23 protein-coding genes are annotated in these 23109 nt (G+C 62.4%); 7 read left to right on the top strand and 16 right to left on the bottom strand.

Translation table 11 applies throughout. The annotated features are described in order from the left end of the window. Window positions 1–43 precede the first annotated feature (43 nt). Window positions 44–883 (top strand): pantoate--beta-alanine ligase, encoded by an 840-nt coding sequence (gene panC / locus ASN89_RS05100; RefSeq protein ID WP_058048494.1) that lies wholly within the window; start codon window positions 44–46, stop codon window positions 881–883. Between the two features lie 39 nt (window positions 884–922). On the opposite strand, the gene ASN89_RS05095 is transcribed toward panC, so the two are convergent. Beyond that, on the bottom strand, window positions 923–1375 hold the full coding sequence (locus ASN89_RS05095; RefSeq protein ID WP_046684783.1) for a hypothetical protein: 453 nt from the start codon (window positions 1373–1375) through the stop codon (window positions 923–925). A 294-nt stretch (window positions 1376–1669) separates the two neighbouring features. On the opposite strand from ASN89_RS05095, the gene ASN89_RS05090 reads away from it, so the two are divergent. Continuing rightward, window positions 1670–2422: an SDR family oxidoreductase gene (locus ASN89_RS05090; protein ID WP_058048493.1), complete on the top strand. Its 753-nt coding sequence runs from the start codon at window positions 1670–1672 to the stop codon at window positions 2420–2422. Window positions 2423–2499: 77 nt separating this feature from the next. Here the strand turns inward: ASN89_RS05090 and cheY are convergent, their stop codons facing one another. The 14 genes from cheY to flhD all read right to left on the bottom strand — a co-directional run bounded on the left by cheY (window position 2500) and on the right by flhD (window position 15468). Continuing rightward, the gene (gene cheY, locus ASN89_RS05085) at window positions 2500–2898 is read right to left on the bottom strand and encodes a chemotaxis response regulator CheY (RefSeq protein ID WP_010396677.1); all 399 of its coding nucleotides are present in this window, start codon (window positions 2896–2898) and stop codon (window positions 2500–2502) included. Window positions 2899–3045: 147 nt separating this feature from the next. After that, window positions 3046–4116, bottom strand: coding sequence for a protein-glutamate methylesterase/protein-glutamine glutaminase (locus ASN89_RS05080; RefSeq protein ID WP_035826603.1), 1071 nt, complete (start codon window positions 4114–4116; stop codon window positions 3046–3048). 108 nt (window positions 4117–4224) lie between these two features. Beyond that, complete coding sequence (gene cheD, locus ASN89_RS05075) at window positions 4225–4833, bottom strand: chemoreceptor glutamine deamidase CheD (protein WP_034758343.1); 609 nt, start codon at window positions 4831–4833, stop codon at window positions 4225–4227. A 9-nt stretch (window positions 4834–4842) separates the two neighbouring features. After that, window positions 4843–5715 carry a CheR family methyltransferase gene (locus ASN89_RS05070; RefSeq protein ID WP_058048492.1) on the bottom strand — a complete coding sequence of 291 codons (873 nt, stop codon included), beginning with the start codon at window positions 5713–5715 and terminating at the stop codon, window positions 4843–4845. 71 nt (window positions 5716–5786) lie between these two features. After that, window positions 5787–7508 carry a methyl-accepting chemotaxis protein gene (locus ASN89_RS05065; protein ID WP_058048491.1) on the bottom strand — a complete coding sequence of 574 codons (1722 nt, stop codon included), beginning with the start codon at window positions 7506–7508 and terminating at the stop codon, window positions 5787–5789. Between the two features lie 195 nt (window positions 7509–7703). Then, window positions 7704–8210, bottom strand: coding sequence for a chemotaxis protein CheW (locus ASN89_RS05060; protein ID WP_034758356.1), 507 nt, complete (start codon window positions 8208–8210; stop codon window positions 7704–7706). 30 nt (window positions 8211–8240) lie between these two features. After that, entirely contained in the window at window positions 8241–10442 is a 2202-nt protein-coding gene (cheA, locus tag ASN89_RS05055; protein WP_058048490.1) for a chemotaxis protein CheA, read from the bottom strand. Window positions 10443–10485: 43 nt separating this feature from the next. Further along, window positions 10486–10851 (bottom strand): response regulator, encoded by a 366-nt coding sequence (locus ASN89_RS05050; protein WP_034758362.1) that lies wholly within the window; start codon window positions 10849–10851, stop codon window positions 10486–10488. A gap of 83 nt (window positions 10852–10934) precedes the next feature. After that, on the bottom strand, window positions 10935–11483 hold the full coding sequence (locus tag ASN89_RS05045; RefSeq protein WP_034758366.1) for a hypothetical protein: 549 nt from the start codon (window positions 11481–11483) through the stop codon (window positions 10935–10937). Window positions 11484–11529: 46 nt separating this feature from the next. After that, a complete protein-coding gene (motB, locus tag ASN89_RS05040; RefSeq protein WP_046684787.1) occupies window positions 11530–12507 on the bottom strand; it encodes a flagellar motor protein MotB in 978 nt (325 codons plus the stop codon). A 58-nt stretch (window positions 12508–12565) separates the two neighbouring features. After that, window positions 12566–13426: a flagellar motor stator protein MotA gene (gene motA, locus ASN89_RS05035; RefSeq protein WP_034758373.1), complete on the bottom strand. Its 861-nt coding sequence runs from the start codon at window positions 13424–13426 to the stop codon at window positions 12566–12568. A 218-nt stretch (window positions 13427–13644) separates the two neighbouring features. Beyond that, window positions 13645–14406, bottom strand: a complete 762-nt coding sequence (locus ASN89_RS05030) for a class I SAM-dependent methyltransferase (RefSeq protein ID WP_058048489.1) — start codon at window positions 14404–14406, stop codon at window positions 13645–13647. 120 nt (window positions 14407–14526) lie between these two features. Further along, window positions 14527–15090 carry a flagellar transcriptional regulator FlhC gene (gene flhC / locus ASN89_RS05025; protein ID WP_058048488.1) on the bottom strand — a complete coding sequence of 188 codons (564 nt, stop codon included), beginning with the start codon at window positions 15088–15090 and terminating at the stop codon, window positions 14527–14529. Between the two features lie 60 nt (window positions 15091–15150). Further along, window positions 15151–15468: a flagellar transcriptional regulator FlhD gene (gene flhD / locus ASN89_RS05020; protein WP_010396649.1), complete on the bottom strand. Its 318-nt coding sequence runs from the start codon at window positions 15466–15468 to the stop codon at window positions 15151–15153. A gap of 607 nt (window positions 15469–16075) precedes the next feature. Here flhD and kynU point away from each other — a divergent pair. The 5 genes from kynU to ASN89_RS04995 all read left to right on the top strand — a co-directional run bounded on the left by kynU (window position 16076) and on the right by ASN89_RS04995 (window position 21979). Further along, entirely contained in the window at window positions 16076–17326 is a 1251-nt protein-coding gene (gene kynU, locus ASN89_RS05015) for a kynureninase (protein ID WP_058048545.1), read from the top strand. Between the two features lie 8 nt (window positions 17327–17334). Further along, window positions 17335–18225: a tryptophan 2,3-dioxygenase gene (gene kynA, locus ASN89_RS05010; protein ID WP_058048487.1), complete on the top strand. Its 891-nt coding sequence runs from the start codon at window positions 17335–17337 to the stop codon at window positions 18223–18225. 23 nt (window positions 18226–18248) lie between these two features. Beyond that, a complete protein-coding gene (locus ASN89_RS05005; protein WP_058048486.1) occupies window positions 18249–18794 on the top strand; it encodes an RBBP9/YdeN family alpha/beta hydrolase in 546 nt (181 codons plus the stop codon). Between the two features lie 102 nt (window positions 18795–18896). Further along, the gene (locus ASN89_RS05000; protein ID WP_152988444.1) at window positions 18897–20951 is read left to right on the top strand and encodes a hypothetical protein; all 2055 of its coding nucleotides are present in this window, start codon (window positions 18897–18899) and stop codon (window positions 20949–20951) included. A 2-nt stretch (window positions 20952–20953) separates the two neighbouring features. Beyond that, window positions 20954–21979 (top strand): hypothetical protein, encoded by a 1026-nt coding sequence (locus ASN89_RS04995; RefSeq protein WP_058048484.1) that lies wholly within the window; start codon window positions 20954–20956, stop codon window positions 21977–21979. 2 nt (window positions 21980–21981) lie between these two features. Here ASN89_RS04995 and ASN89_RS04990 read toward each other — a convergent pair whose 3' ends face one another. Next, the gene (locus ASN89_RS04990; protein ID WP_058048483.1) at window positions 21982–23019 is read right to left on the bottom strand and encodes a hypothetical protein; all 1038 of its coding nucleotides are present in this window, start codon (window positions 23017–23019) and stop codon (window positions 21982–21984) included. Window positions 23020–23109 lie beyond the last annotated feature (90 nt).

Here is a 23109-nt window from a genome sequence, read left to right as displayed (position 1 = left end):
TGTCACTGACCACCGTACAACGGGGTTTTAGCGAAAGCAATCCATGAAAATTATTTCCGACATCGAAGAATTGCGCGACCAGCTCAGCGGACAGCTGCGCACGGCGTTCGTCCCCACCATGGGCAACCTGCACGAAGGCCATCTGTCGCTGATGCGTTTGGCGCGCAAGCATGGCGACCCCGTCGTCGCCTCGATCTTCGTGAACCGCCTGCAATTCGGCCCGAACGAAGACTTCGAAAAATATCCGCGCACCATGGCGGCCGACATCGCCAAACTGGAAAAAGAAGGCGTATACGTGCTGTTCGCCCCGACGGAAAAAGAACTGTACCCGGAACCGCAGGAATACCGCGTGCGCCCGCCCGACGACCTGGGCAATACCCTGGAAGGCGAATTCCGCCCCGGCTTCTTCGAAGGCGTGTGCACGGTCGTCACCAAGCTGTTCTCGTGCGTGGGTCCGCGCGTGGCCGTGTTCGGCAAGAAGGATTACCAGCAACTGATGATCATCCGCAACATGGCGCGCCAGTTCGCGCTGCCGACGGAAATCATCGCTGCGGAAACCTACCGCGCCGACGACGGCCTGGCCTTATCGTCGCGCAATATGTATTTGTCGGAAAGCGAACGCGCGGAAGCGCCGGAACTGTACAAGGGTCTCAATTTCGTGGCCGAAGAAGTGCGCAAGGGCAATCTGGCCGTGGGCGAACTGGAACAGGCCAGCATGCAGCTGTTGAACAGCCGGGGCTGGAAATCGGACTACATCGCCGTGCGCAAGCGCGCCAACCTGCAAGCGCCTAGCGCCGCCGAACTGGCCGCAGGCGAACCGCTGGTGGTGCTGGCCGCCGCCAAGCTGGGACAGACCAGATTGATCGACAATCTGGAAATCTAAGCGCAGTCACAACGGGGCCATTCGGCCCCGTTTCTTTCTCTACTTCTCCATCCCTACCAGCTTGAGTTCGGCAAACAGCGGCTTGTTGCTGCCGCGGGCCGCTTGCAGCATGTCGTAGCTGGCCGCATCGAGCACGATTTCCTCCCCCGCCCACAGCTTGCGCTGGTTCGCGGGCAGCCTCAGGCTGCGCAGGATGGCCCGTACCTGGGCCGGATCGGCCGCCAGCAGGCGGATGGCGCGCGCATGGCGCTGCGTGCCCGTGAGGATAGGCAAGCCGCCCTCGGGGCCGTTCTGGCTCAGGCTGACATAATCCTGGCCACCCACGCGGTGCAGATAGGCATGCCGGCCATCCGCTTCGGCAGGCGGCTGCACGGCCGGCTCCTGCATCTCGACAGACGCGACAGGCGCCACGGCGGTTTGTTCAAGGCTCACGCCACAGGCCGCCAACAGGGCCGTGCTCAGGGCGAAAAATAATACGGGTGCTCGGCGCATCGTGCGCTCCTTCTTGTCGGGGTCGGGGACAAAGGTGGAATACTGCAGCGATCATGGGCCAAATTATTTGACGTGTAAAGTTAACTTTAGGAAATATTTCATTCCTTTGCGCAATTACTTGCAGGCAGCATGATCTGGCCTGCCCATACCGGACAGCCCAGCAGTCATTGTTGATGTAATTTGCACACTGTAACCATTAATACCATCTTTATCCACATATCGATAAATATCACAATGGCTGCACTGGCTCGCAGCGACAGCATGCGGGCTTCCCACCACGACAGGAGAACAGCCATGAACTTAACATCCAGCCCCGCCAAGGTCGCCATCGTCACGGGCGCTTCGCGCGGCATCGGCGCGGCCATCGCCCGCCGCCTGGCGCGCGACGGCATGCAGGTCGTCGTCAATTACGCCAGCGCTAACGTGGAGGCGGAGCAACTGGTGGCGGCCATCGTGGCCGACGGGGGCGCCGCCATCGCCGTCAAGGCCAACGTGGCCGAGGCAAGCGATGTGCAAGCGCTGTTCGATGCGGCCGAGGCAGCCTACGGCGGCGTCGACGTGCTGGTCAACAATGCCGGCATCATGCCGCCCGCACTGCCTGCCCTGGCCGACACGGACGATGCCACCTTCGACAGCCTGTTCGCCATCAACGTCAAGGGCAGCTTCAACACCATGCGCCAGGCGGCGACGCGTTTGCGCCACGGCGGCAGCGTGATCAACTTCTCGACCAGCGTGATTGGCCTGGCCCTGCCCGGCTACTCCATTTACGGCGCCACCAAGGCGGCCATCGAGACGATGACGAATATCTTCGCCAAGGAGTTGCGCGGCAAGAACATCACGGTCAACGCCGTCGCCCCCGGCCCCACGGCCACGGCGCTATTCCTGAACGGCAAGACGCAAGAAACCATCGAACGCATGGGCAAGATGGCGCCCCTGGAACGCCTGGGCACGCCGGACGACATCGCCGCCGCCGTGGCCTTTTTGGCTGGGCCGGATGGCCGCTGGATCAACGGGCAAACCCTGCGCGCGAATGGCGGCCTGGTGTAAGCAAGACGCAAGTTGACGAAAAAAAACGCTGCCGGTTTGCACGGGCAGCGTTTTTCTTGATTGGTATCAAGCCGTGATCAGGCGCCGGCTTTTTCCAGCTTCTCGAAAATCTTGTTCAGCTTTTCATCGAGGGTCGCGGCCGTGAACGGCTTGACGACATAACCGCTGGCGCCAGCTTGCGCGGCGGCGATGATGTTTTCTTTTTTCGCTTCGGCGGTGACCATCAGCACGGGCAGCTTGGCCAGTGCGGGATCGGCGCGGATATGCTGCAGCATCGTCAGGCCATCCATGTTTGGCATGTTCCAGTCCGAAACGACGAAATCATACGATTCCGCGCGCAGCTTGGCCAGGCCCATCACGCCGTCTTCCGCCTCATCGACGTTGGCATAACCCAGTTCCTTCAACAGATTCCGGACAATGCGGCGCATCGTCGAAAAATCGTCAACGACTAAAAATTTCATCTTTGGATCAGCCATGAATAACTCCGTTGTTTCTGTAGCGGTTTGTTAATAATATCGACATGAATGCCGACATTATGGTCGACACTACGGCAGCAAGTTGTAGGATAGCATTTTCGTTGCTTTTAGGCGAACAAACTTGCCTCAGATCATATAAAACGTGGCTTACACGCGCAAAGCACGCATGCCGTGCGCCGCCAGGTGTCCCAACACCATGCCAGGCAGCGCCGTCAGAGCGCCGACCTCATGCGTAGCACCGACAGCGATCGCCTCGCGCGGCATGCCGAACACCACGCAACTGGCTTCATCCTGCGCAAAATTATACGCTCCTGCGGCCTTCATCTCCAACATGCCTTGTGCGCCATCCTTGCCCATGCCGGTGAGGATCACGCCGACGGCATTTTTACCGGCCGATTGCGCGGCCGAACGGAACAGCACATCGACGGACGGGCGGTGGCGGTTCACCGGTTCGCCCTGGTCGATCTTGGTCATGTAGTTGGCGCCGCTGCGCGTCAGGGTCAGGTGCGAATGGCCGGGCGCGATGTAGGCGTGGCCGGGCAGCACGCGTTCGCCGCCTGCCGCTTCCTGCACCGAAATCTTGCACAGCGAATCGAGGCGGCGCGCAAACGAGCGCGTAAAGCCTTCCGGCATGTGCTGCGTGATCAGGATGCCGGGGCAATCGGACGGCATCTGCATGAGGAATTCGCGGATCGCTTCCGTGCCGCCCGTGGACGCTCCCACGATGATCAGCTTTTCGCTCGACGTCAGCGGGCTGCGCAGGGCCGGCAACGGCGCGGCCACCTTGTCGCCGGCCGACGGCAGGGTGCGCGCGCGGATGCGCGCCTTCGAGGCGGCGCGGATCTTGTCGGCGATCATGTCCGTGTACTCGCGCATGCCGCTCTGGATGGAAATCTTCGGCTTGGTGACGAAATCGACGGCGCCCAGTTCCAGCGCGCGCATGGTGATTTCCGAACCGCGCTCGGTCAAGGACGACACCATCAATACCGGCATCGGGCGCAAGCGCATCAGCTTTTCCAGGAAATCCAGGCCATCCATCTTCGGCATCTCGACGTCGAGGGTCAGCACGTCGGGGTTGGTCTGTTTGATCATCTCGCGCGCCACCAGCGGATCGGGCGCCGCGCCCACCACTTCCATGTCGGGCTGGCTGTTTACGATTTCCGTCATGACGCTGCGGATCAGCGCCGAGTCATCCACGATCAATACCTTGATCTTCATAGTTATCCTTCCAGGCCTTGCGGCCCGTATTCTTTATTAAATTAGTACACCGGACAAACCGCCGCAAGCCGCACAGCGCGACGCGCAGCAGGTTTGGCCTGGTGTTTGTCAGAACAGTTCGACTTCGCCGCCCACCGGCGCGACCTTGAGGCGGCTGGCGTAATCGAGTTCGCGGCGCACCAAAGTGTCGTTATGCGTCTGCATCAGTTTTTTCACCAGCACCTTGCCGCTGCGGGGGAAGAAGTACACCTTGCGCGGGTGGATGTCGTTCAAGTCTTCCGCGACCACGCGCATCTTTTCCGCCTTCAGGTAGTTGATGACGAAGGCCGCATTGCGTTCGCCCACGTTGATCGCCGTGAAGCCGCGCAGCACGGCGCCGCCGCCGAACACTTTCGCTTCCATGTTCTCGCGCCGCGCGCCCGCCTTCAGCAAATCATTGATCAGGATTTCCATGGCGTAGGTGCCATAGCGCATCGACGCGGAAATCGGGCTGTTCGGATCGCTGCCGCCATCGGGCAGCATGAAATGATTCATGCCGCCCAGGCCCGTGACGCGGTCGCGGATGCAGGCCGAGACGCAGGAGCCGAGCACGGTGACGATCAGCATGTCCTTGTTGGTAAAGTAATACTCACCAGGCAAGATCTTGGCGGCGTCACAGTTGAACGTCCTGTCGTAATAGACGTTAGTGGCGAATTGCTCTTTGGATTCCAGGCTCATATTTCACTCTCATGTACGATGCGACGGTGCCTTGGGCGCGGTGCCCCGGGGCTGGTCGAGCTCATAGACTGTTTTACCGCGCAGCTTCAATGAATCCGACACGTACAGAAAATTCTCCGAATGGCCCGCGAACAGCAGGGCATCCGGCTTCATCAATGGCACAAAGCGCGACAGGATCTTGCGCTGCGTCGCCTTGTCAAAATAAATCATCACGTTGCGGCAAAAGATGACGTCGAACTGCCCCGTCAATGGCCAGCCGTCGGCCAGCAGGTTGAGCGGCTTGAAGGTGATCATCTGGCGCAGTTCCGGGCGCACCCGCACCTGTCCTTCGCGGTCGCCCTTGCCGCGCAAGAAAAAGCGCCGCGCACGGTCGGCCGGCATCTTATCGAGCCGGTCCAGGTTGTAGACGCCATTGGCGGCCGTGGCCAGCACGTTCGTGTCGATGTCCGTGGCGATGATGGTGACGGGCGGCGTGAGCGTATTGAACGCCTCGCACACCGTCATGGCGATCGAATACGGCTCCTCGCCGGTGGAACTGGCCGAACACCAGATGGTGATCGGCCCGCTCAGCTTTTTCACATGCTCGGCCAGCAGCGGGAAGTGATGCGCCTCGCGGAAGAACGACGTCAGGTTGGTCGTCAGCGCATTCGTGAACGCCTCCCACTCGTCGCCCATGCGGCCCGCTTCCAGGTCGTCCAGGTAGCGAACGAACGAGGAGATGCCGGTCGCGCGCAATCGCCTGGCCAGGCGGCTGTAGACCATTTCCTGCTTGCTGTCGGCCAGCGCGATGCCGGCCCGCTTGTAAATCATGGCGCGGACCCGTTCGAAGTCCTTGCCAGTGAAATCAAATTCCTTGACCGAATCCGTTTTAGTTTGCGGCATTTGTTTTTTACCTCTCTATGACTACTCTGACCAATGCCTTTGCAAGTATAACTAGCGGGACCGGGTTGCCGTCAGAACTCTTCCCAATCGTCGCCGCCGGCCGCCGCCAGCTTTTTCGCGGGCGGTGGCGAACCGGCTTGCACCGTCTTTGCCAACCGCCGTGTATTTGCCGCCACATTCGGCGCCGGCCGTGGCGCCGCCTTGACTACCGGTGCGGGCGCCGGCATGGCCGCCTGCGCCGCGCTCTCGCCGTCGAGCTTGAAGATGCTGACGGCGGCGCCCAGATTCTGCGCCTGCTCCTGCATGCTTTCGGCCGCCGCCGCCGCTTCCTCGACCAGCGCCGCATTTTGCTGCGTCATCTGGTCCATCTGCGCGATGGCCTGGTTCACTTCCTCGATGCCGTGGCTCTGTTCCTGCGTTGCCGCCGTGATCTCGCCCATGATGTCGGCCACCTGCCGGATCGACGTGACGATCAGGCCCATGGTCTGCCCCGCCTCGTCCACCAGGCGGCTGCCCGCATCGACCTTGTCGACCGAGTCGCCGATCAGGCCCTTGATTTCCTTGGCTGCGCCAGCCGATCGTTGCGCCAGATTGCGCACTTCCGACGCCACCACCGCAAAACCGCGTCCCTGCTCGCCTGCGCGCGCCGCTTCGACGGCCGCATTCAACGCCAGGATATTCGTCTGGAACGCAATGCCGTCGATGACGCCGATGATGTCGACGATCTTGCGCGAACTGTCCTTGATGGAACCCATCGTATCGACCACTTGCGCCACCACCTTGCCGCCCTGCTCCGCCACCGACGATGCCGACACAGCCAGCTGGTTGGCCTGGCGCGCGTTGTCCGCGTTCTGCTTCACGGTCGACGTCAGCTCTTCCATCGACGACGCCGTCTCTTCGAGCGAACTGGCCTGCGTTTCCGTGCGCGCCGACAGGTCCGCATTGCCGCTGGCGATCTCGCGCGACGCCACGGTGATCGTTTCCGTGCCCTTGCGCACGTCGCTGACGGTCTGCACCAGGCTCTCGTTCATGTCCTTCAATGCCTGCTGCAGCGCGCTCGTTTCATCCTTGCCTTCGACCACCACGCGCGACGTCAGTTCGCCGGCCGCCACCTTCTGCGCCACGGCCAGGGCGCCGGACAATGGCACCGTGATCGAGCGCGTGATGAAGATGGCGCACCAGGCGCCGATCGCCACCGCCGCGCCGCCCAGGATGAACAGTACCGTCATCAGGCGCGCATCGGCCGCCAGCGAGTCGTCCATGAAGCTTTGCTGCGCCACGTGCTGCAAGTCGAGCAGCTTGTTGATATCGGCCAGGGTCGTCTTGTTCAAGGGATCGATGCGGGTGGCGATCACCTTCGCCGCGCCCTCGCTGTTAAACGCCAGCACCTGCCCCATCGCTTCCTTGAAGGCGGCATCGACTTCGCCGTCGACCTTGGCGATATTGGCCAGCAGCGCCTTCTCGCCATCGGACAGGCCCAGGGTGGCCAGCTTGCCGCGCGCGCCGTCGTACAGCTTGCGCTGCGCGCGCACCTTGCCCTCTTCCGCCTGCATCAGGGCCACATCGCCCTGCAGGCCGATATTGCGCATGGCGATACCGGTTTCCAGCATCGCGCTTTTCATCAGCGACGCCTGCGTATTCTTTTCGCTTGCCAGCTCCAGGCCCGTGAGCAGCTGGGCCTTGTTACGGTAATTCAGTGCATTCGCCGAAACGATCACCACCACGAGGATGGCGAGGATGCTGCCAAAACCTATCCCCAGCCGGGTGCCTATCTTGAAATCGCGCAAACTCATTACAGTCTCCAATATTTATGTGAACGGCGCCCGTTCAACCGGACGGCGCCGTGTTGTGGCCTGGTCTCTGTCGGACCTTGCAGCCTGCCGGCGCGCCTCTCAATACTGCTCGCGCCGGTACATGCATATCTGTAGTGATTCTTTGCGTGCTAAAACGGCGGCGCACCGGGCGCCGCCTTGCTGCCATGCGGAGGCTTACGCCGCCAGCTTGTCGATCAGGCCCATCTCGCTGCTCGACATCAGCTTGTCGATGTCGACCAGGATCAGCATGCGCTCGTCGATGGTGCCCAGGCCGATCATGTAGTCGGTCGAGAAGGCGGTGCCCATTTCCGGCGCCGGTTTCACCTGCTCCGGCGTCAGGGTGGTAACGTCGGAAACGCTGTCGACCACCATGCCCACGATACGGCCGCCGATGTTCAGGATGATCACCACCGTGAACTGGTCGTACACGGGCGTGCCCAGGTTGAACTTGATGCGCATGTCGACCACGGGAATGATGATGCCGCGCAGGTTGATCACGCCCTTGATGAATTCAGGCGCGTTGGCGATGCGGGTGACCGCTTCGTAACCACGGATTTCCTGGACCTTCAGAATATCGATGCCGTACTCTTCGGAGCCCAGGGTGAAGGCCAGGAATTCACGGCCGGCGATGTCCTTGCCGTCGCCCGCATTGCTTCCGGATGTTTGTTGAGTATCTGACATGGTGGGTTTTCCTATCTTTATCTATCGGTATTACGAAAAAATGGACTCGTCGGCCAGCTGGCGCGAGGAACGGATCAGGGCGGCGACATCGAGAATCAGCGACACGCCGCCATCGCCCAGGATGGTGGCGCCGGAAATGCCCACCACCTTGCGGTAATTCGATTCGAGGTTTTTCACCACGACTTGCTGCTGTCCCACCAGGTCGTCGACAAAGAGGGCCGCCTTGCGCCCTTCCGTCTCGAGGATCACGCAGATGCCTTCCGACGGGCTGGTAAAGCGCGGCGCGATGTCGAACATCTGGTACAGCGGGATCAATGGCAGGTATTCGCCGCGCACTTTCACCACCTGCCCCTTGCCACTGATGTCCTTGATGTCTTCAACGGCTGGCTGCAGCGATTCGATGACAAAGCCCAGCGGTAAAATATACACTTCGTCGCCCACGCGGATCGACATGCCGTCCAGGATGGCCAGTGTCAGCGGCAGCGAGATGGAAATCGTCGTGCCGAAACCTTTCGCGGAACGGATGTCGACGACGCCGCCCATGGCGCTGATATTGCGCTTGACGACATCCATGCCCACGCCGCGGCCCGACACGTCGGTAACGGCTTCGGCGGTGGAAAAGCCGGGCGCGAAAATCAGCTGCCACACGTCGGCGTCGCTCATCGTCTCGGATACGTCCAGGCCCTGCTGCGCGGCCTTGGCCAGGATGCGCTCGCGGTTCAAGCCCGCGCCGTCATCGGATACTTCGATGATGATGTTGCCACCCTGGTGGCTGGCCGAGAGGAACAGCCGGCCGGCCTCGGTCTTGCCGGCGGCCACGCGGGCGGCCGGCATTTCCACGCCATGGTCGATGCTGTTGCGCACCAGGTGCGTGAGCGGATCGACGATGCGCTCGATGAGGCCCTTGTCCAGTTCCGTGGCGGCGCCATTGGTGATGAAATCGACCTTCTTGCCCAACTTGGTGGCCAGGTCGCGCACCATGCGCGGGAAGCGCGAAAAGACGAAATCCATCGGCATCATGCGGATCGACATCACCGCTTCCTGCAAGTCGCGCGTATTGCGCGTCAGGTGGCTGACGCTGTCGAGCAGCTTTTCATGCAGCATCGGGTCGAGCGCGCTGGCGCGCTGCTCGATCATCGCCTGCGTGATCACCAGTTCGCCCACCAGGTTGATCAGCTGGTCGACTTTTTCGATCGAAACGCGGATCGACGACGATTCGGCACCGGCCTTGTCGCCTTCTTTCTTGGCCGGTTTCTTTTCCTGCTCCGCTTCGGCCACGGCGCTGGCCACGGCAGGCGCGGCGGCAGCGCTGGCGTTGCCCGCCTTGGCCGCGTCGGCGCGTATCTGTTCGAGGGGCTGGAAGAAACCGTAGCCCTGTTCGGCGTCGCTCTGCACGCCGGCGGCGGCGCGGATGTCCTCGAGCGGCTGGAAGAAGCCATAGCCGGGGTCTGTCGCGCCCTGCGCCGCAGGCGCGCCTGGCAGCGGGTCGAAGAAACCGTAGCCCTGCGCCTTTTCCTGCGCCGCGCGGACCGCTTCCGCTTCGCCTGGCGCCAGCGGCGGCGCCTGCGTGATCACCATGTCGTCGGGATTGAGCACGAACGAGCAGATGGCCAGGATATCGTCCAGGCTTTCATGCGTCGTCACTTCCAGCACCTTGCGCGCGTCGGGCAAGGCGGACACGGCGACGTCGCCCAGCAAGCCCAGTTCGGCCGCCAGCGCATCGACTTCGCGCGGCTCCATGGCTGGCAGTTCCAGGCGGATGCGATGGCCGCCGGCATGGCTGACGGCCGCCTTTTCCGCCGTATGGAAGGCCGGCGCGACGGGCGTGAGCGCGGCCACGGGCACGTCGTGCGAGAACGACTGCAGCATCATGCGCACATTGGCCACGGCATCCTGGTCGACGGCGCTGCCGAGGCGATGGCCGTCGAGCTGCATCTTGAGGATATCCTTGGCCGCCAAGAAGGCGTCGACGTGTTCCGCCGTCAGGGCCATCTGGCCCTGGCGGATGCGGTCGAGCAGCGACTCGAGGATGTGCGTCACCTCGCTCATGTCGGAGAGGCCGAACGTCGATGCGCCGCCCTTGATCGAATGAGCGGTACGGAAAATGGCATTCAGGTCTTCGGCGTCGGGCGCCGCAATATCGACGGCCAGCAGCAGCCGTTCTTTTTCAGCCAGCAGTTCTTCGGCCTCATCGAAAAAGACCTGAAAAAACTGGCTAATATCGATGGTCATAGGGTGACTCCGTCAATTGCATCATTGCACTGCGCGGCTGGCATCAGCCGATCACCTTCTTGACCACTTCGATCAGGCGTTGCGGATCGAACGGCTTGACCAGCCAGCCATTGGCGCCGGCGGCACGTCCCTTCGACTTCATCTCGTCCGACGACTCCGTCGTCAGCATCAGGATGGGTACCTTCTGGTAGGTCGGCAGCTCGCGCAGCAGCTTGATCAGTTCCAGGCCATCCATGCGCGGCATGTTCTGGTCCGTCAATACCAGGTCCACGGTTTGCAGCTTGGCTTTTTCCAGTCCGTCCTGGCCGTCGACGGCCTCCACCACCTGGTAACCGGCGGCTTTCAGGCTGAACGCCACCATCTGGCGCAATGAGCTGGAATCGTCCACTGCAAGTATCGTTTTGGCCATCTTTGCTCCCACTTATTCCGGGCATCCTGCCCGAGTATTTGATTAATCAATCCATGCAACCACAAGCGCTCCGCACTGGCATGCTAGAACAGCTCGATGTCGCCACTTTCCAAATGCTGTTGACTGACAGCCTTGCGCAGCACGCTGCGCAACTCCAGGCTTTGAATCGCCAGCGCCATGCTGACCCTACCCAGCAAGGCGACAATTTCTTCATTGTCGCTCTCCGGCAACATCTCCGCGCCATGCTCGCCCAGGGTCCCGAGGAACTCGCGCAAGCCCGTCACGCGCTTCAAGGTGCGCTCGATCAGCTGGCTGGTCATGTCCTGGAACTGCAGGCTGGTGATGGCGGCATTCACATAGCCCCCCACCTCATCCTGCAACGCCAGCAGTTTTTCCCGTTGCTGCTCGGCCGGAATACCGCCGTCGAGCAGCAGCGCGATGGTGTCTTGCTGCGCAGCGACGGCTGCGTGTATCGCCATGAAATTGAAGGACAGCTTCTCGATCGCCTCTTCCAGCAAGATGCCGGTCTGCACCAGGTCGGTTTCCACCTCCGTCAAGTGCTTGCGGCCATGGTCCGACACGCCAGACAGCAGGCGCTTTACATGCGAGCCAAGTATTTTCTTTCTTGTCATAAAGGTCTCATTGTTTCAATACACCACGCGTCGACAGACTTGCGTGTTATTTTTTCGCCGCTGCCGGGGCGGGGACTGGCGCCGCCGCGGGCGGCGCACCGGCCGCCAGCCCTGAAGCGACAGCGGCGGAAGCGGCATCGGTCACCGGCAGCTCGATCGCCGAACCATCGCGCAGGACATTTTCTTCCGTGCGTTTGTTCATGACGATGATGCTGATGCGCCGGTTGATCGGATTGAAGGGGTCGAGCTTGTCCAGGTGGGCGGCCGAACCCAGCCCCACCACGCGCAAGACTTTTTCTTCCTTCATGCCGCCGATCACCAGTTCGCGCCGCGACGCATTCGCGCGGTCGGCCGACAATTCCCAGTTGCTGTAGCCGGCATCGCTCATGTAGGGCGTCGAATCCGTATGGCCGGACAGGCCGATGCGGTTCGGCACTTCATTGAGCACGGAGCCGATCGCGTGCAGGATTTCCTTGGTGTACGGTTGCAGATTCGCATTGGCGAGCGCAAACATCGGACGGTTCTGCTCGTCGACGATCTGGATGCGCAAGCCTTCGCTGGTGATATCGAGCAGCAACTGGTTCTTGTATTTTTTCAGCAGGGGATTGGCGTCGATGGTCGCTTCGATGCGCGCCTTGAGCGCCTGCAGGCGCTTGCCTTCCTCGCGTTCGAGCGCGGCCTTGGCGGAATTGAGGTCGAACGATTTGCGCTGCTGCTCTTCCTGCGCCTTGCGTACTTGCCCATCCTGGCGCGACAGGTCCTGGCCGCCGCCCTGGATCACGGAATTGCTCTCGCCGCTGCCGGAGCCGCCCGCCATGGCCACTTTCAAGGGCGTCTTGAAGAATTCGGAAATGCCGTTCAAGTCGCCCTTCGAGGTGGAGCCCAGCAGCCACATCAGCAGGAAGAAGGCCATCATGGCCGTGACAAAGTCAGCATAGGCGATCTTCCACGCCCCGCCATGGTGCCCGCCAGCCGTCTTCTTGATACGCTTGACGATAATCGGGCGCATGCCTTCATCGGCCATGGCGTCCCCCTTCCGTGTGCTGCAAATGACTCATGGTGTCCAAGCGTGTATTCACTGCTTACTTCGTTTTCGATTTCTTGATGTGGTCTTCCAGCTCATTGAACGTCGGGCGCTCGGTCGAGAACAGCACCTTGCGGCCGAACTCCACGGCCAGCGCCGGCGCATAGCCGTTCAGGCTGGCCAGCAGGGTTACTTTCACGCACTGGAACATCTTGCTCGACTCTTCCAGCTTCTGCTCGAGCAGGCTGGCCAGCGGACCGACGAAACCGTAGGCCAGCAAGATGCCGAGGAAGGTGCCGACCAGCGCGTGCGCGATCAGCATGCCCAGCTCGGCCGGCGGAATGCCCACCGACTCCATCGTGTGCACCACGCCCATCACGGCGGCGACGATACCGAACGCGGGCAAGCCATCGCCCACCTTGGCGATCACGTGGGCCGGCACGGCGCCTTCGTGATGGTGCGTCTCGATTTCATTGTCCATCAGATTTTCGATCTGGAACGCATCCATATTGCCCGACACCATCAGTCGCAGGTAATCGGTCATGAATTCGACGATGTGGTGGTCGGCCAGCACGGCCGGGTATTTCGAAAACAGGGGGCTTTCCTCGGGCTTGTCGATATCGCCTTCGATCGACATCAAGCCTTCCTTGCGCACCTTGCTGAGCACTTCGAACAGCAAGGACATCAGTTCCATGTACAGCTCTTTGGTATAGCGCGAACCCTTGAACAGGCTCGGCAAGGCGGCGATCGTCGCCTTGATGGCCTTGTTATTGTTACCAACAAGGAAGGCGCCCAGGGCGGCGCCGCCGATCATCAGCAACTCCAGCGGCTGGAACAGCGCCGCCAGATGGCCGCCGGCCATTGCGAAGCCGCCAAAGACCGAGGCGCAGACGATGATGTATCCGATTATGACTAACAAGTGCCCTGACTCCCAATAATGGCCGGGGCTGTGTGCCCGGCATGTTCAAACCTGTTCCTGTCTTCTGGCGGCTGCGCCACCGGCGGAGACTGCGGCAAAAAAGCAACCGGAAGTTAATTGAAATGTGTTGATTTTCAATGCAATTCCGAGAAAATGCCGTGTGGAACTACAATAACGTGAGATTGCCCCACGGGCAAGCAAATAACGCAGACAATTGCTTAAAAGCACCATATGTAAAGCAAAGGACCACCCTCTGTGGCGGCGATGGTCTTATCGGGCTCGCGTGCCGCGATCTGGAATTCGTAACTAAGAAGCATGCTACCGGGCAACATTTCCCTTTCCGCCTTGCTCCACAGGGCCGCCATCGCCGCCGGCGACAGGTAAGCGAACACGGCATCGTAGCGGCCGAAGTCGAGCGCTTCATAGTCGCCGCGCAGGAAGCGCGCGCGGCTGCCCGCCAGCCTCGCCCGCAAGTGGCTTGCCAGCCACGGCAGCGGCGCCAGTTCGATGCCGGAAAACTGCCCGTCGGGCCGGCGCCGCGCCAGGTCCAGCACCAGGCCGCCCAGGCCGCTGCCGATATCGACCAGCCGCACGCCGGGACGGTCCGCGATCAGCTCGGCCACGGCCTGCCACACCTTCGGCCCCGAAGGGTAAAACGGCACTTGCGTGCGAAACGTGGACCAATACAGGCTCAGCAGGAAAACAAAAGCCGCCAGGAACACGGCCGGGGGCAAATCGAGCAAGCTGGCCGCCAGCAAGGCGGGCGCAAACAGCAGGCCGATGGCGCACCACCAGCGCGCCAATCCCGCCCGCCAGGTAATAAACGCCGCCAGCACGCCCTGCACCAGCGCCACGGCAGGCAGCGACATGGCTACGCCGGCACGCGCCAGGCCATATACCAATAGCAACATCAAGGGAAAGGCCAGCACCTGGATCAGGATGGCCTTGAGCGCGGGCGCGCGCAGGATTTGTTGCAGCATGGGCAAGTTAAAGGAGGAAAACGCCAGTGTAAGCGAAAGCACCATGAAAAAACCGGAGTCCGGTCTGGCGACCGCTCCGGTTTTTACTGAGGCTATATTGGGACAGTAATTCGGGCAGTATCAGGCGGCGACACCCGGCGATGCACCAGCGGCCGCTTCATCGCGCGCCTTCTTGGTCTTGCCGGCCCGCGAAGGCATGTGGCACAGGCCGCACACATAATCGGCGTTCAGGTCGAGGCAGTTGACGACGAACTTGCCGCCGCACTTGCCGCAGGGCGCCATGTCCAGCATCTTGCTGCTGAAAAAGCGCACCAAGGTCCAGGCTCGCGTCAGCGACAGCAGCGGCTCTTCGCCCGCTTCGGGCGGCATCTGTTCCAGATACAGTTTATAGGCCTTCATCACGGCTTCGATGCCCGTGGCGCCGGCGTGCTCGACGAGGAATTTGTGGATATTGATGAACAGCGAGGAATGGATATTCGGTTGCCAGGTGAGGAACCAGTCGGTGGAAAACGGCAGCATGCCCTTGGGCGGCGAGACGCCCTTCAATTCCTTGTACAGATTCAGCAGGCGTTCGCGCGACAGCGAGACTTCCGTCTCCAGCAGTTGCAAACGCGCACCCAGCTGTATCAATTCGATGGCCAGCTGGATTTCCTGCGCTTCCGATACGACACTTTTCTTGGCCATGCTGTGTACTCCGCGACTGACTGATACTGACTAACTGCTACTGACTGAAAGCTTGCTGTATCAAGCGATTTCTTCGACGCCCTGGCCTGCCATGAGAATGGCCGCATGCGACTGCGCCAGCGAACGGTCTTTATTGTAGTTCGTCAACATGCCCAGGATGGCGCTGTCGTCGAAGCGGAAGCGGGCCAGCATCATGTTGCCGCCAGCAAGCTTGAGGATCTGCGCATTGCTCATACCTTCGATCAGTTCGGCGATGTCGGCGGCGATGCCCAAACGGAAGATGGCCGTTACCTTGTCCGCACGAATCATTTGCTGGGCCAGCATCAGGTAGCTCAGGTTAGCGTCGCGAATCTCAGCCATCATGTCGTTAGCAGTCATTTCCATCTCCTCAATCCGTTGAATTCAGCTGGCATTGTTTGTTGCCAGTGAGATACATTCTGCAGGAGCAACATTAAACGCAACAGAGGCGCAGCGCTGTATTTTTGGTCGGGGAATAGCGGATAGGATCGTAGGTGTTTGTCTGACAAACACTGCTCGATCATGGTCGCACGCCAGTAACGGCGCGGATGTGGGTGGTTGGCTTCATGCCGGATTTAGCCAACTTTGGGCCTGTAAAAAATATCACTTTTTTACAACAACTTGATTGGAATCAAGCCTGTCTACCTAGATAACGGCTGCTCTGGCAGGAACTTTAGGGCTTTTTTGAAAAATATTTCAAAAACCCCGCATTCTTTTTCGGCCGGTTTGACACCGTTCATGTAATCGTTGACGGCGGCCCCTGGGAAAACTTTAGGGTTATTTGAAAATATTTTTAAAAATCGTGATTTTTTTCGTTGACGCCCCGCAGGACGGCACTTTCCGCGCTTCATCCAGCGCGGAAATTCCGCTTTTCGGCATGGATTTGCTACACTGCCTGCTCCCGCACAATACTTTAAGCTTCAAGCAATATCGTGCCATTGAGACAAGTATCAATATGAAAGCCACCATGATTTCTCGACATGACTGCAGCGCGCGCGACCTCGACGATCCCCTGGCGCCATTGCGCCAGCAATTCGACTTGCCGCAAGGCGTGATTTACCTCGACGGCAATTCCCTGGGCGCGCGGCCGACAGCGGCCCTGGCCCGCGCCCAGCACGTCATCACGGCCGAATGGGGCACGGACCTGATCCGCAGCTGGAATACGGCCGGCTGGTTCGACCTGCCCAAGCGCCTGGGCGACCGCCTGGCCCCGCTGCTGGGCGCCGGCACGGGCGAAGTGGTGATTACCGACACCACCTCCGTCAACCTGTTCAAGGCCCTGGCCGCCGCCCTGCAGATGCAGGCCAGCGAACCCGCACATGCGGCGCGGCGCATCATCGTCAGTGAACGCAGCAATTTCCCCACCGACCTGTACATGGCACAAGGCCTGGCCGCCTGGCTCGACCGCGGCTACCAGCTGCGCCTGGTCGACAGTCCCGAAGAACTGGCGCAAGCCATCGATGCCGATTGCGCCGTCGCCATGCTCACGCACGTGAACTACCGCACCGGCTACCAGCACGACATGGCCGCCATCAGCAGCCATTGCCATGCGCAGGGCGCGCTGGCGCTGTGGGACCTGGCCCATTCGGCCGGCGCCGTGCCGCTGGACCTGAACGGCGCCGGCGCCGACCTGGCCGTCGGCTGCACCTACAAATACCTGAACGGCGGCCCCGGCTCGCCCGCCTTCATCTGGGTGCCGGAAAAACACCAGGCGCGCTTCCGCCAGCCTTTGTCCGGCTGGTGGGGCCACGCCACGCCGTTCGCCATGGACCCGGGCTTCGCGCCGGCAGACGGCATCGCCCGCGCCCTGTGCGGCACGCAGCCGATACTCTCGCTGGCCCTCGTCGAATGCGGCCTCGATATCTTTGCGCAAACGAGCATGGAAGCCATCCGGCGCAAGTCGCTGGCCCTGACGGATCTGTTCATCGCGCTGCTGGAGCAGCGCTGCGCCAGCCACCCGCTGGGCCTCGTCACGCCGCGCGAGCATGCGCGCCGCGGCAGCCAGGTCAGCTTCACGCACCCGCATGGCTATGCCGTCATGCAGGCGCTGATCGCGCGCGGCGTGATCGGCGACTACCGCGAACCGGCCATCATGCGCTTCGGCTTCACGCCGCTGTACACGAGCTTTGCCGACGTGTGGGATGCCGTGGAAATCCTGCGCGACATCCTCGACACCCAAGCCTACGACATCGCCGCCAAGCGCGATGCCGTCACCTGAATCACCCCATGAGCGACGACAAGAATATGAACAAGGAAAACACGAGCGGCTGCCCCATGCATGCCGGCGCCCAGCAAGGCACCGAATGGCATGGCGCGCAGATGGATTTCAGTGAATCCATGAGCTACGGCAATTACCTGGCGCTGGACCGCATCCTGACGGCCCAGCATCCGCTGTCGCCGAACCACAACGAGATGCTGTTCATCGTGCAGCACCAGACAAGCGAATTGTGGATGAAGCTGATGCTGCACGAAATGCACGCCGTGCGCGCCAACCTGCAAAGCGGCGACCTGGCGCCCGCCTTTAAAATGCTGGCCCGCGTGGCGCGCATCATGGACCAGCTGGTGCACGCCTGGGACGTGCTGGCCACCATGACGCCGCCCGAATACACGGCCATCCGTCCCTACCTGGGCGCCTCGTCCGGCTTCCAATCCTTCCAGTACCGCGAAATCGAATTCATTTTGGGGAACAAGAACGCGGCCCTGCTCAACGTGCACACGACGGCACCGGAAACCTACAAGGTGCTCGACGCCGCCCTGCGCACGCCCTCCGTCTACGACGAGGCCATCAAGCTGCTGGCGCGCAGCGGCTTGCCTATCGCCCCCGAGCGCCTGAACGCAGACTGGACCCTGCCGACCAGCGCCGACGCCTCCGTCAAGGCGGCGTGGCTGGAAGTCTACCGCGACCCGTCGAAACACTGGGCCTTGTACGAGCTGGCCGAAAAGCTGGTCGACCTGGAAACGGCCTTCCGCTTCTGGCGCTTCCGCCACGTGACGACGGTCGAGCGCATCATCGGCTTCAAGACGGGCACGGGCGGCACGGCGGGCGTCAGCTATTTGCGCAAGATGCTCGACGTGGTATTGTTCCCGGAGCTCTTTGCCTTACGCACGGAGCTCTGATTTCAATTTCAAAAGGAGAAATGATGTCGCCTCTGGTCCTGACCCTGGCCGGCCTGTGGAATTCCGGGCCGCAGCATTGGCAAACCCATTGGGAAGCGCGGCATCCGCAATGGTCGCGCGTGCCGCACCGGGAATGGCAGACGCCGGACAAGGACGAATGGGTGGCGGAGCTCGACCGCGCCATCGCCGCCTGCGAGCGCCCGCCCGTGCTGGCGGCGCACAGCCTGGCCTGCACGCTGGTGGCCCATTGGACGGCCAGCGGCTCGCCGCACAAGATCGCCGGCGCCTTCCTCGTCGCCCCCAGCGATGTGGAAGCGCCCTCCTACCCCACCGGCACGACGGGCTTTGCGCCGATGCCGCTGCAAGCCTTGCCGTTTCCCAGCCTGGTGGTGGCCAGCGGCGATGATCCCTACGTCAGCTTCGCACGGGCACGCGCGTTTGCCGCCGCCTGGGGCAGCGATTTCACCATGATCGGCGACGCCGGCCATATCAACGGCGACGCCGGCTATGGCCCGTGGCCGGACGGCGAACAGCTGCTGCTGGACTTCTGCGCAGCGCACCAGCCGTGAACCGGGGCGCGCACACGATAGACGCGCGCCCATTTGCCCACAAGTAAGAACGCAGGCAGAATCGTGGCCTTTCCATTGCGGCGCCCCGGCGCCAGCCTCACGATGAAACGTCTGCTTCTGCCCTTGCTGCTCTGCTCCGCCTTTGCCCACGGCGCGCCCTTCTACGAAGGCAAGACCCTCGCCCATCCCGCCATCACCGCCTCGCAGGACAGCGGCTTCGACATCGCCTTTCTCAAGGAAAAAGAGGGCGTCAACGGCTATTACTGCGAGTGCAAGAGCGGCACCTCGAAACCCATTTTGCTCGACCAGTTCGGCAACGCCGTCATCCGTTCCGTCTTCTACGCCTCGCTGGACAAGGAGTCGGACGACAGCGTGCAAACCATGCTGGTGCTGTTCCGCCAGGACGGCAAGAACGGCTTGCGCGCCTACCGCTACCACCGCAGCTCCGGCAAGTACCGGCGCCTGGACGGCTTGCAGCCGGCGTTGAACCGCATCGTGGCGCAAAGCGCCGCGCCCAACGCGGGCCAGGTCAAGGCGGCGCTGGCCAAGCTGACGCCGATGGACTACAGCGTCGCGCGCGGCAAGAGCGGCAATGCGGACTTCGACGCCATCGACCATACGCAGGGCACCGTCGTCGGCTACTACAGCGACGAAGGCAAGCCCGTGGCGGCTGGCAGCCAGGACGCCATCACCTACAAGAAAACCTTCGAGAAGAAAGGCGAGCGTTTTCTCACCGCCAGCTACACCCTGTACAGCGATGCGGGCGCTGGCATCCTGCGCAATTACCGCCTGTGGCAAGTGACCTGGGAAACGGCGCCGAAGCAGTTCACGGGCAGCCAGGAAGGCCCTTCCGTCATCTACAGCCTGGCCTGGGACGACGGCTCGGTCGTCGAGCGGGGCCAGTACGCGAAAGGCAAGCGCCAGGGCCTGTGGGTGCGCGACGGCATGCACGAAGGCAGCGAAAAGGGCCATTTCGTCGATGGCCTGCAAGAAGGCCTGTGGTCCTTCAACTATCCCAAGCAGAGCGAGAGCGGCATGTACCGGGCCGGCAAGCGCGAAGGCCGCTGGACGGTCGTCAACTATGCCGATGCGGAGGAAGTGACGGGCTTTGACACCTACGCGGGCGGCCAGCTGAACGGCCCGCACGAACGCAGCATGGGCGGCAAGCTGCAAACGCGCGGCAACTACGTGAACGGCTCGCGCCATGGCGCGTGGATCACGGAAGACGGCGACGGCAGCTTCATCGAAGGCTTGCGCGACGGGCCGTGGAAGCTCAAGCTCAAGGACAAGGCCACGCAACGCGTCACTTTCGTGCAAGGCAAAAAACAGGGCGAAGCGATCGACACGGATGCGCAGGGCGCGCTGCGCCTGCGCGACCATTACCAAGCCGGCGTGCTCGAAGGCAGCCGCACGCGCTATCTGGGCCCGGCCGGCAAGGAATACGTGGTCTACACGGCCACCTACCGCAACGGCCAGCTTGATGGGCGCGAACAGGCGTTCGACGACAGCGGCAAGATCCTGCGCCTCGACACCTTGTGGGAGATGGGCAAGAAGCAGGGCCTGGACGCGCGCTACTACCCGAGCGGCAAGCCGGAACGCCTGGCCGTCATCGACCAGGGCCGCCTGCTCACGCACCTGCGCGAGTACTATGAGGACGGCCAGCTGCTCAACGACATCCACCGCTGCACCTTCAAGGAATACGGCAGCACGCGCGACGACGTGTGCGAGTACCACCACATGTACTACCCGGACGGCAAGCCGCAGTATTACTACGCCTTCCAGTACGGCCAGCGCCAGGAAGGCTATTCGAACTACCCGAACGGCAAGCGCAAGGATGAACTGCTGGTCGACCGCGCCGCCGACACCTCCGTCTTGAACGTCTATTACGAAAGCGGCCAGCTCAAATGCACGGAGCCGCGCAGCGGCCACAGCACGCGCACGGTCAACGGCGAAACCATGATCAGCTACGCTTCGGCCGACCGCGACGGCGACAATATCTGCTACCACCCGAACGGCAAGGTGGCCAGCATCTACACCTTCCGCAAGCGCGTGCTCGTCGAGTGCGGCAAGCGCTACGACGACACGGGCAAGCAGACGTTTCCGGGGCCGGAAGGCTGCCCTCCGCCCAGGAAAGTCGACTACCCGATAGGACTGTGACCATGACGCAAGCAAGACAGCCTCTACGCATCCAGAACCCCGGGCGCATCGACGCCGGGGCGATCCGCGCCGCCATCGCGGGCGGCCAGCAGGTGCTGGTGCAGTTCGACACCCTGGGCGAGCCGGAGCCGCTGCTGGCCGACCTCGACGCCCTGGCCGCCACCTGCGGCACGGCGCTGACCATCCGCATCTACGGTTACGACCCGAGGGTGTTCGATGCCCGCATCCTGCGCGCGCTGCCGCATGTGGCCAGCCTGTCCATCGACTGCCACTGGCAAGCCATCCATCTGGAAGCACTGGGCGAGCTGCGCCACCTGAAGCGCCTGAGCCTGGGCGTGTACAAGCTGGCGCAGGCCGACATCCTGCAGCTGGATAATTTGCGCGGCCTCGAATACCTGCACCTGGGCGAGTCGGCCAAAAACAATATCGACCTGGCGCCCCTGCGCCACTATGCGCACCTGGCCAGCCTGGTCATCGAAGGCCACGACCAGCATATCGACACCGTGGCCGGCCTGCCGGTGCTGCACGAGCTGTCGCTGTACCGCATCAAGAACAAGGTGCCGCTTGATTTCATCTCGGAGATGACACGCCTGGACAAGCTGCTGTTGCAGCTGGGCGGGCGCGAATCGCTCGCGCACATCGAGGCGCCGCTGTTGCGGAAACTGGAAGTGATACGCGTGCGCGGCCTGGAAACCCTGGGCGACATCGGCCGCTTCCCGCTGCTGCAGGCGCTATGGGTGGAAGACCAGATCAAGCTGCGGCAGATCGCGCTGGGGCCCAATCCCGTGCTTGAACGCCTGCATCTGCACACCTGCAAGACGCTCGACAGCCTGCCCGGCCTCGCCGCCTTGCCCGCCCTGCGCCAGTTGTCGGCGTCCGAGACCATGCTCGACATCGACGCCTTGCTGGCGCATGGCTTGCCCCCGTCCCTCACGCATGCGCGGCTGCGCACGGGCAAAAAAAACCGCGACGACACCATCGCCGCGCAGCTGGCGCAACTGGGCTACGAGCAGACGCGCCCTAACTAAGTTCAGCGGCTGGCGGCCAGCTTGCGCTGCCACAGCGCCACGTCGATCATCACGCCATCGGCGCCCGTGTTGCGGATGTAGACGCGGTAGCTGCCCTGCCCCATGTCGCCATCGAGGTAGGCCGTGCGCTCGTTGCGCTGCAGCCGAGCGCCCTTGGCCAGCTGGCGGTAGCGCTCGACCACCGTGTCGAAGCTGGCATAGCTGCGCAGCGCCACTTCCAGGTCGCGCGGCGGGCGGCCTTCCGCATGGTCGAGCACATTGTTCTGTTTCTTGCCCTTCAAGGTGAGCGGATAGGCAAACACGCCCGCGCCGGCCGACGTCAGCACCGTGGATTTATCGAGCAGCAGCGGCAGCAGCGCCGGCGGATACGCGGGCGGCAGCTGGGCGCGGTTCCAGCCCGGCAAGGCCGGCTGCGCCAGCACATATTCGACCGTGGCGATCTTTTGCCCATCGGCGCCCGCTTCCTTGTCGCCCGCGATCAGCGCCAGCATGGGCGGCAATTGCCGGGCCCAGGCCAGCAAGGGCGCCGCATCGCCGACCAGCATGCCCTTGCGGTGGAACACCGTCAGCACGGCATTCGGATCGGGATTGCAGACCTTCGCCAGCGGCTGCCCCTCCAGGTGGCAATGCCCGTTGACGAGGCCAAAGGCGAGGATGGCGCCGCGCTTGTCGAGCAACATGGCACCGCGTTCGCGGCCCTGCTTGCGGTCATTCATCGACGCCAGCAACTGGCGGCCGTCGGCCAGCACGGTGCGCGTGGCGTCGCGCTTTTCGCTGATCGCTTCGAGCGCCTGCGCCAGCAGCAGCTCATCGTCTTCCGTGTAGCTGCCGCGCGCGTAACCGAAGAAATCGAACAGGGCCGCGCGCACTTGCGGGTCTTCGCTCAGGCGCGGCAAGGGACCGCCGGCCAGCAAGGACGACAGGCTTTTCCCGGCCGGCGCCGAGGGCGCCGCCGTGGCGCGGGCGGGCTGGGAAAGGATGCAGGCCGCTGCCAGCAAGGCGCCGCCCAGGGTGCGGTAATTCGAAAAAATGATATGCATGATTCTGTCTGTCGGGGATTTGACCGCTCTTGCGGCCACGCATGGCGCGCCGGCGATTCTAGCATGGCGCCAGCCCCCATGCCCTGCGGC

This window comes from Janthinobacterium sp. Ant5-2-1 (genome assembly GCF_001445815.1).
Classification (GTDB): Bacteria; Pseudomonadota; Gammaproteobacteria; order Burkholderiales; family Burkholderiaceae_D; genus Janthinobacterium; species Janthinobacterium lividum_E.
Note: the sequence above shows the minus strand (reverse complement) of the source record. Positions and strands in the feature narration are given on the sequence as shown.

Coding starts and splice junctions, on each gene's coding strand:
- cheA (WP_058048490.1), bottom strand. CDS start 10,442: ATGACCATCGATATTAGCCAGTTTTTTCAGGTCTTTTTCGATGAGGCC.
- cheD (WP_034758343.1), bottom strand. CDS start 4,833: ATGAGCCTGGAATCCAAAGAGCAATTCGCCACTAACGTCTATTACGAC.
- ASN89_RS05080 (WP_035826603.1), bottom strand. CDS start 4,116: ATGAAGATCAAGGTATTGATCGTGGATGACTCGGCGCTGATCCGCAGC.
- ASN89_RS05045 (WP_034758366.1), bottom strand. CDS start 11,483: ATGACAAGAAAGAAAATACTTGGCTCGCATGTAAAGCGCCTGCTGTCT.
- ASN89_RS05005 (WP_058048486.1), top strand. CDS start 18,249: ATGTCGCCTCTGGTCCTGACCCTGGCCGGCCTGTGGAATTCCGGGCCG.
- ASN89_RS04995 (WP_058048484.1), top strand. CDS start 20,954: ATGACGCAAGCAAGACAGCCTCTACGCATCCAGAACCCCGGGCGCATC.
- kynU (WP_058048545.1), top strand. CDS start 16,076: ATGATTTCTCGACATGACTGCAGCGCGCGCGACCTCGACGATCCCCTG.
- panC (WP_058048494.1), top strand. CDS start 44: ATGAAAATTATTTCCGACATCGAAGAATTGCGCGACCAGCTCAGCGGA.
- ASN89_RS05095 (WP_046684783.1), bottom strand. CDS start 1,375: ATGCGCCGAGCACCCGTATTATTTTTCGCCCTGAGCACGGCCCTGTTG.
- ASN89_RS05060 (WP_034758356.1), bottom strand. CDS start 8,210: ATGTCAGATACTCAACAAACATCCGGAAGCAATGCGGGCGACGGCAAG.
- ASN89_RS05000 (WP_152988444.1), top strand. CDS start 18,897: ATGAAACGTCTGCTTCTGCCCTTGCTGCTCTGCTCCGCCTTTGCCCAC.
- ASN89_RS04990 (WP_058048483.1), bottom strand. CDS start 23,019: ATGCATATCATTTTTTCGAATTACCGCACCCTGGGCGGCGCCTTGCTG.
- flhD (WP_010396649.1), bottom strand. CDS start 15,468: ATGACTGCTAACGACATGATGGCTGAGATTCGCGACGCTAACCTGAGC.
- ASN89_RS05030 (WP_058048489.1), bottom strand. CDS start 14,406: ATGCTGCAACAAATCCTGCGCGCGCCCGCGCTCAAGGCCATCCTGATC.
- motB (WP_046684787.1), bottom strand. CDS start 12,507: ATGGCCGATGAAGGCATGCGCCCGATTATCGTCAAGCGTATCAAGAAG.
- ASN89_RS05090 (WP_058048493.1), top strand. CDS start 1,670: ATGAACTTAACATCCAGCCCCGCCAAGGTCGCCATCGTCACGGGCGCT.
- cheY (WP_010396677.1), bottom strand. CDS start 2,898: ATGGCTGATCCAAAGATGAAATTTTTAGTCGTTGACGATTTTTCGACG.
- ASN89_RS05050 (WP_034758362.1), bottom strand. CDS start 10,851: ATGGCCAAAACGATACTTGCAGTGGACGATTCCAGCTCATTGCGCCAG.
- ASN89_RS05065 (WP_058048491.1), bottom strand. CDS start 7,508: ATGAGTTTGCGCGATTTCAAGATAGGCACCCGGCTGGGGATAGGTTTT.
- kynA (WP_058048487.1), top strand. CDS start 17,335: ATGAGCGACGACAAGAATATGAACAAGGAAAACACGAGCGGCTGCCCC.
- ASN89_RS05070 (WP_058048492.1), bottom strand. CDS start 5,715: ATGCCGCAAACTAAAACGGATTCGGTCAAGGAATTTGATTTCACTGGC.
- flhC (WP_058048488.1), bottom strand. CDS start 15,090: ATGGCCAAGAAAAGTGTCGTATCGGAAGCGCAGGAAATCCAGCTGGCC.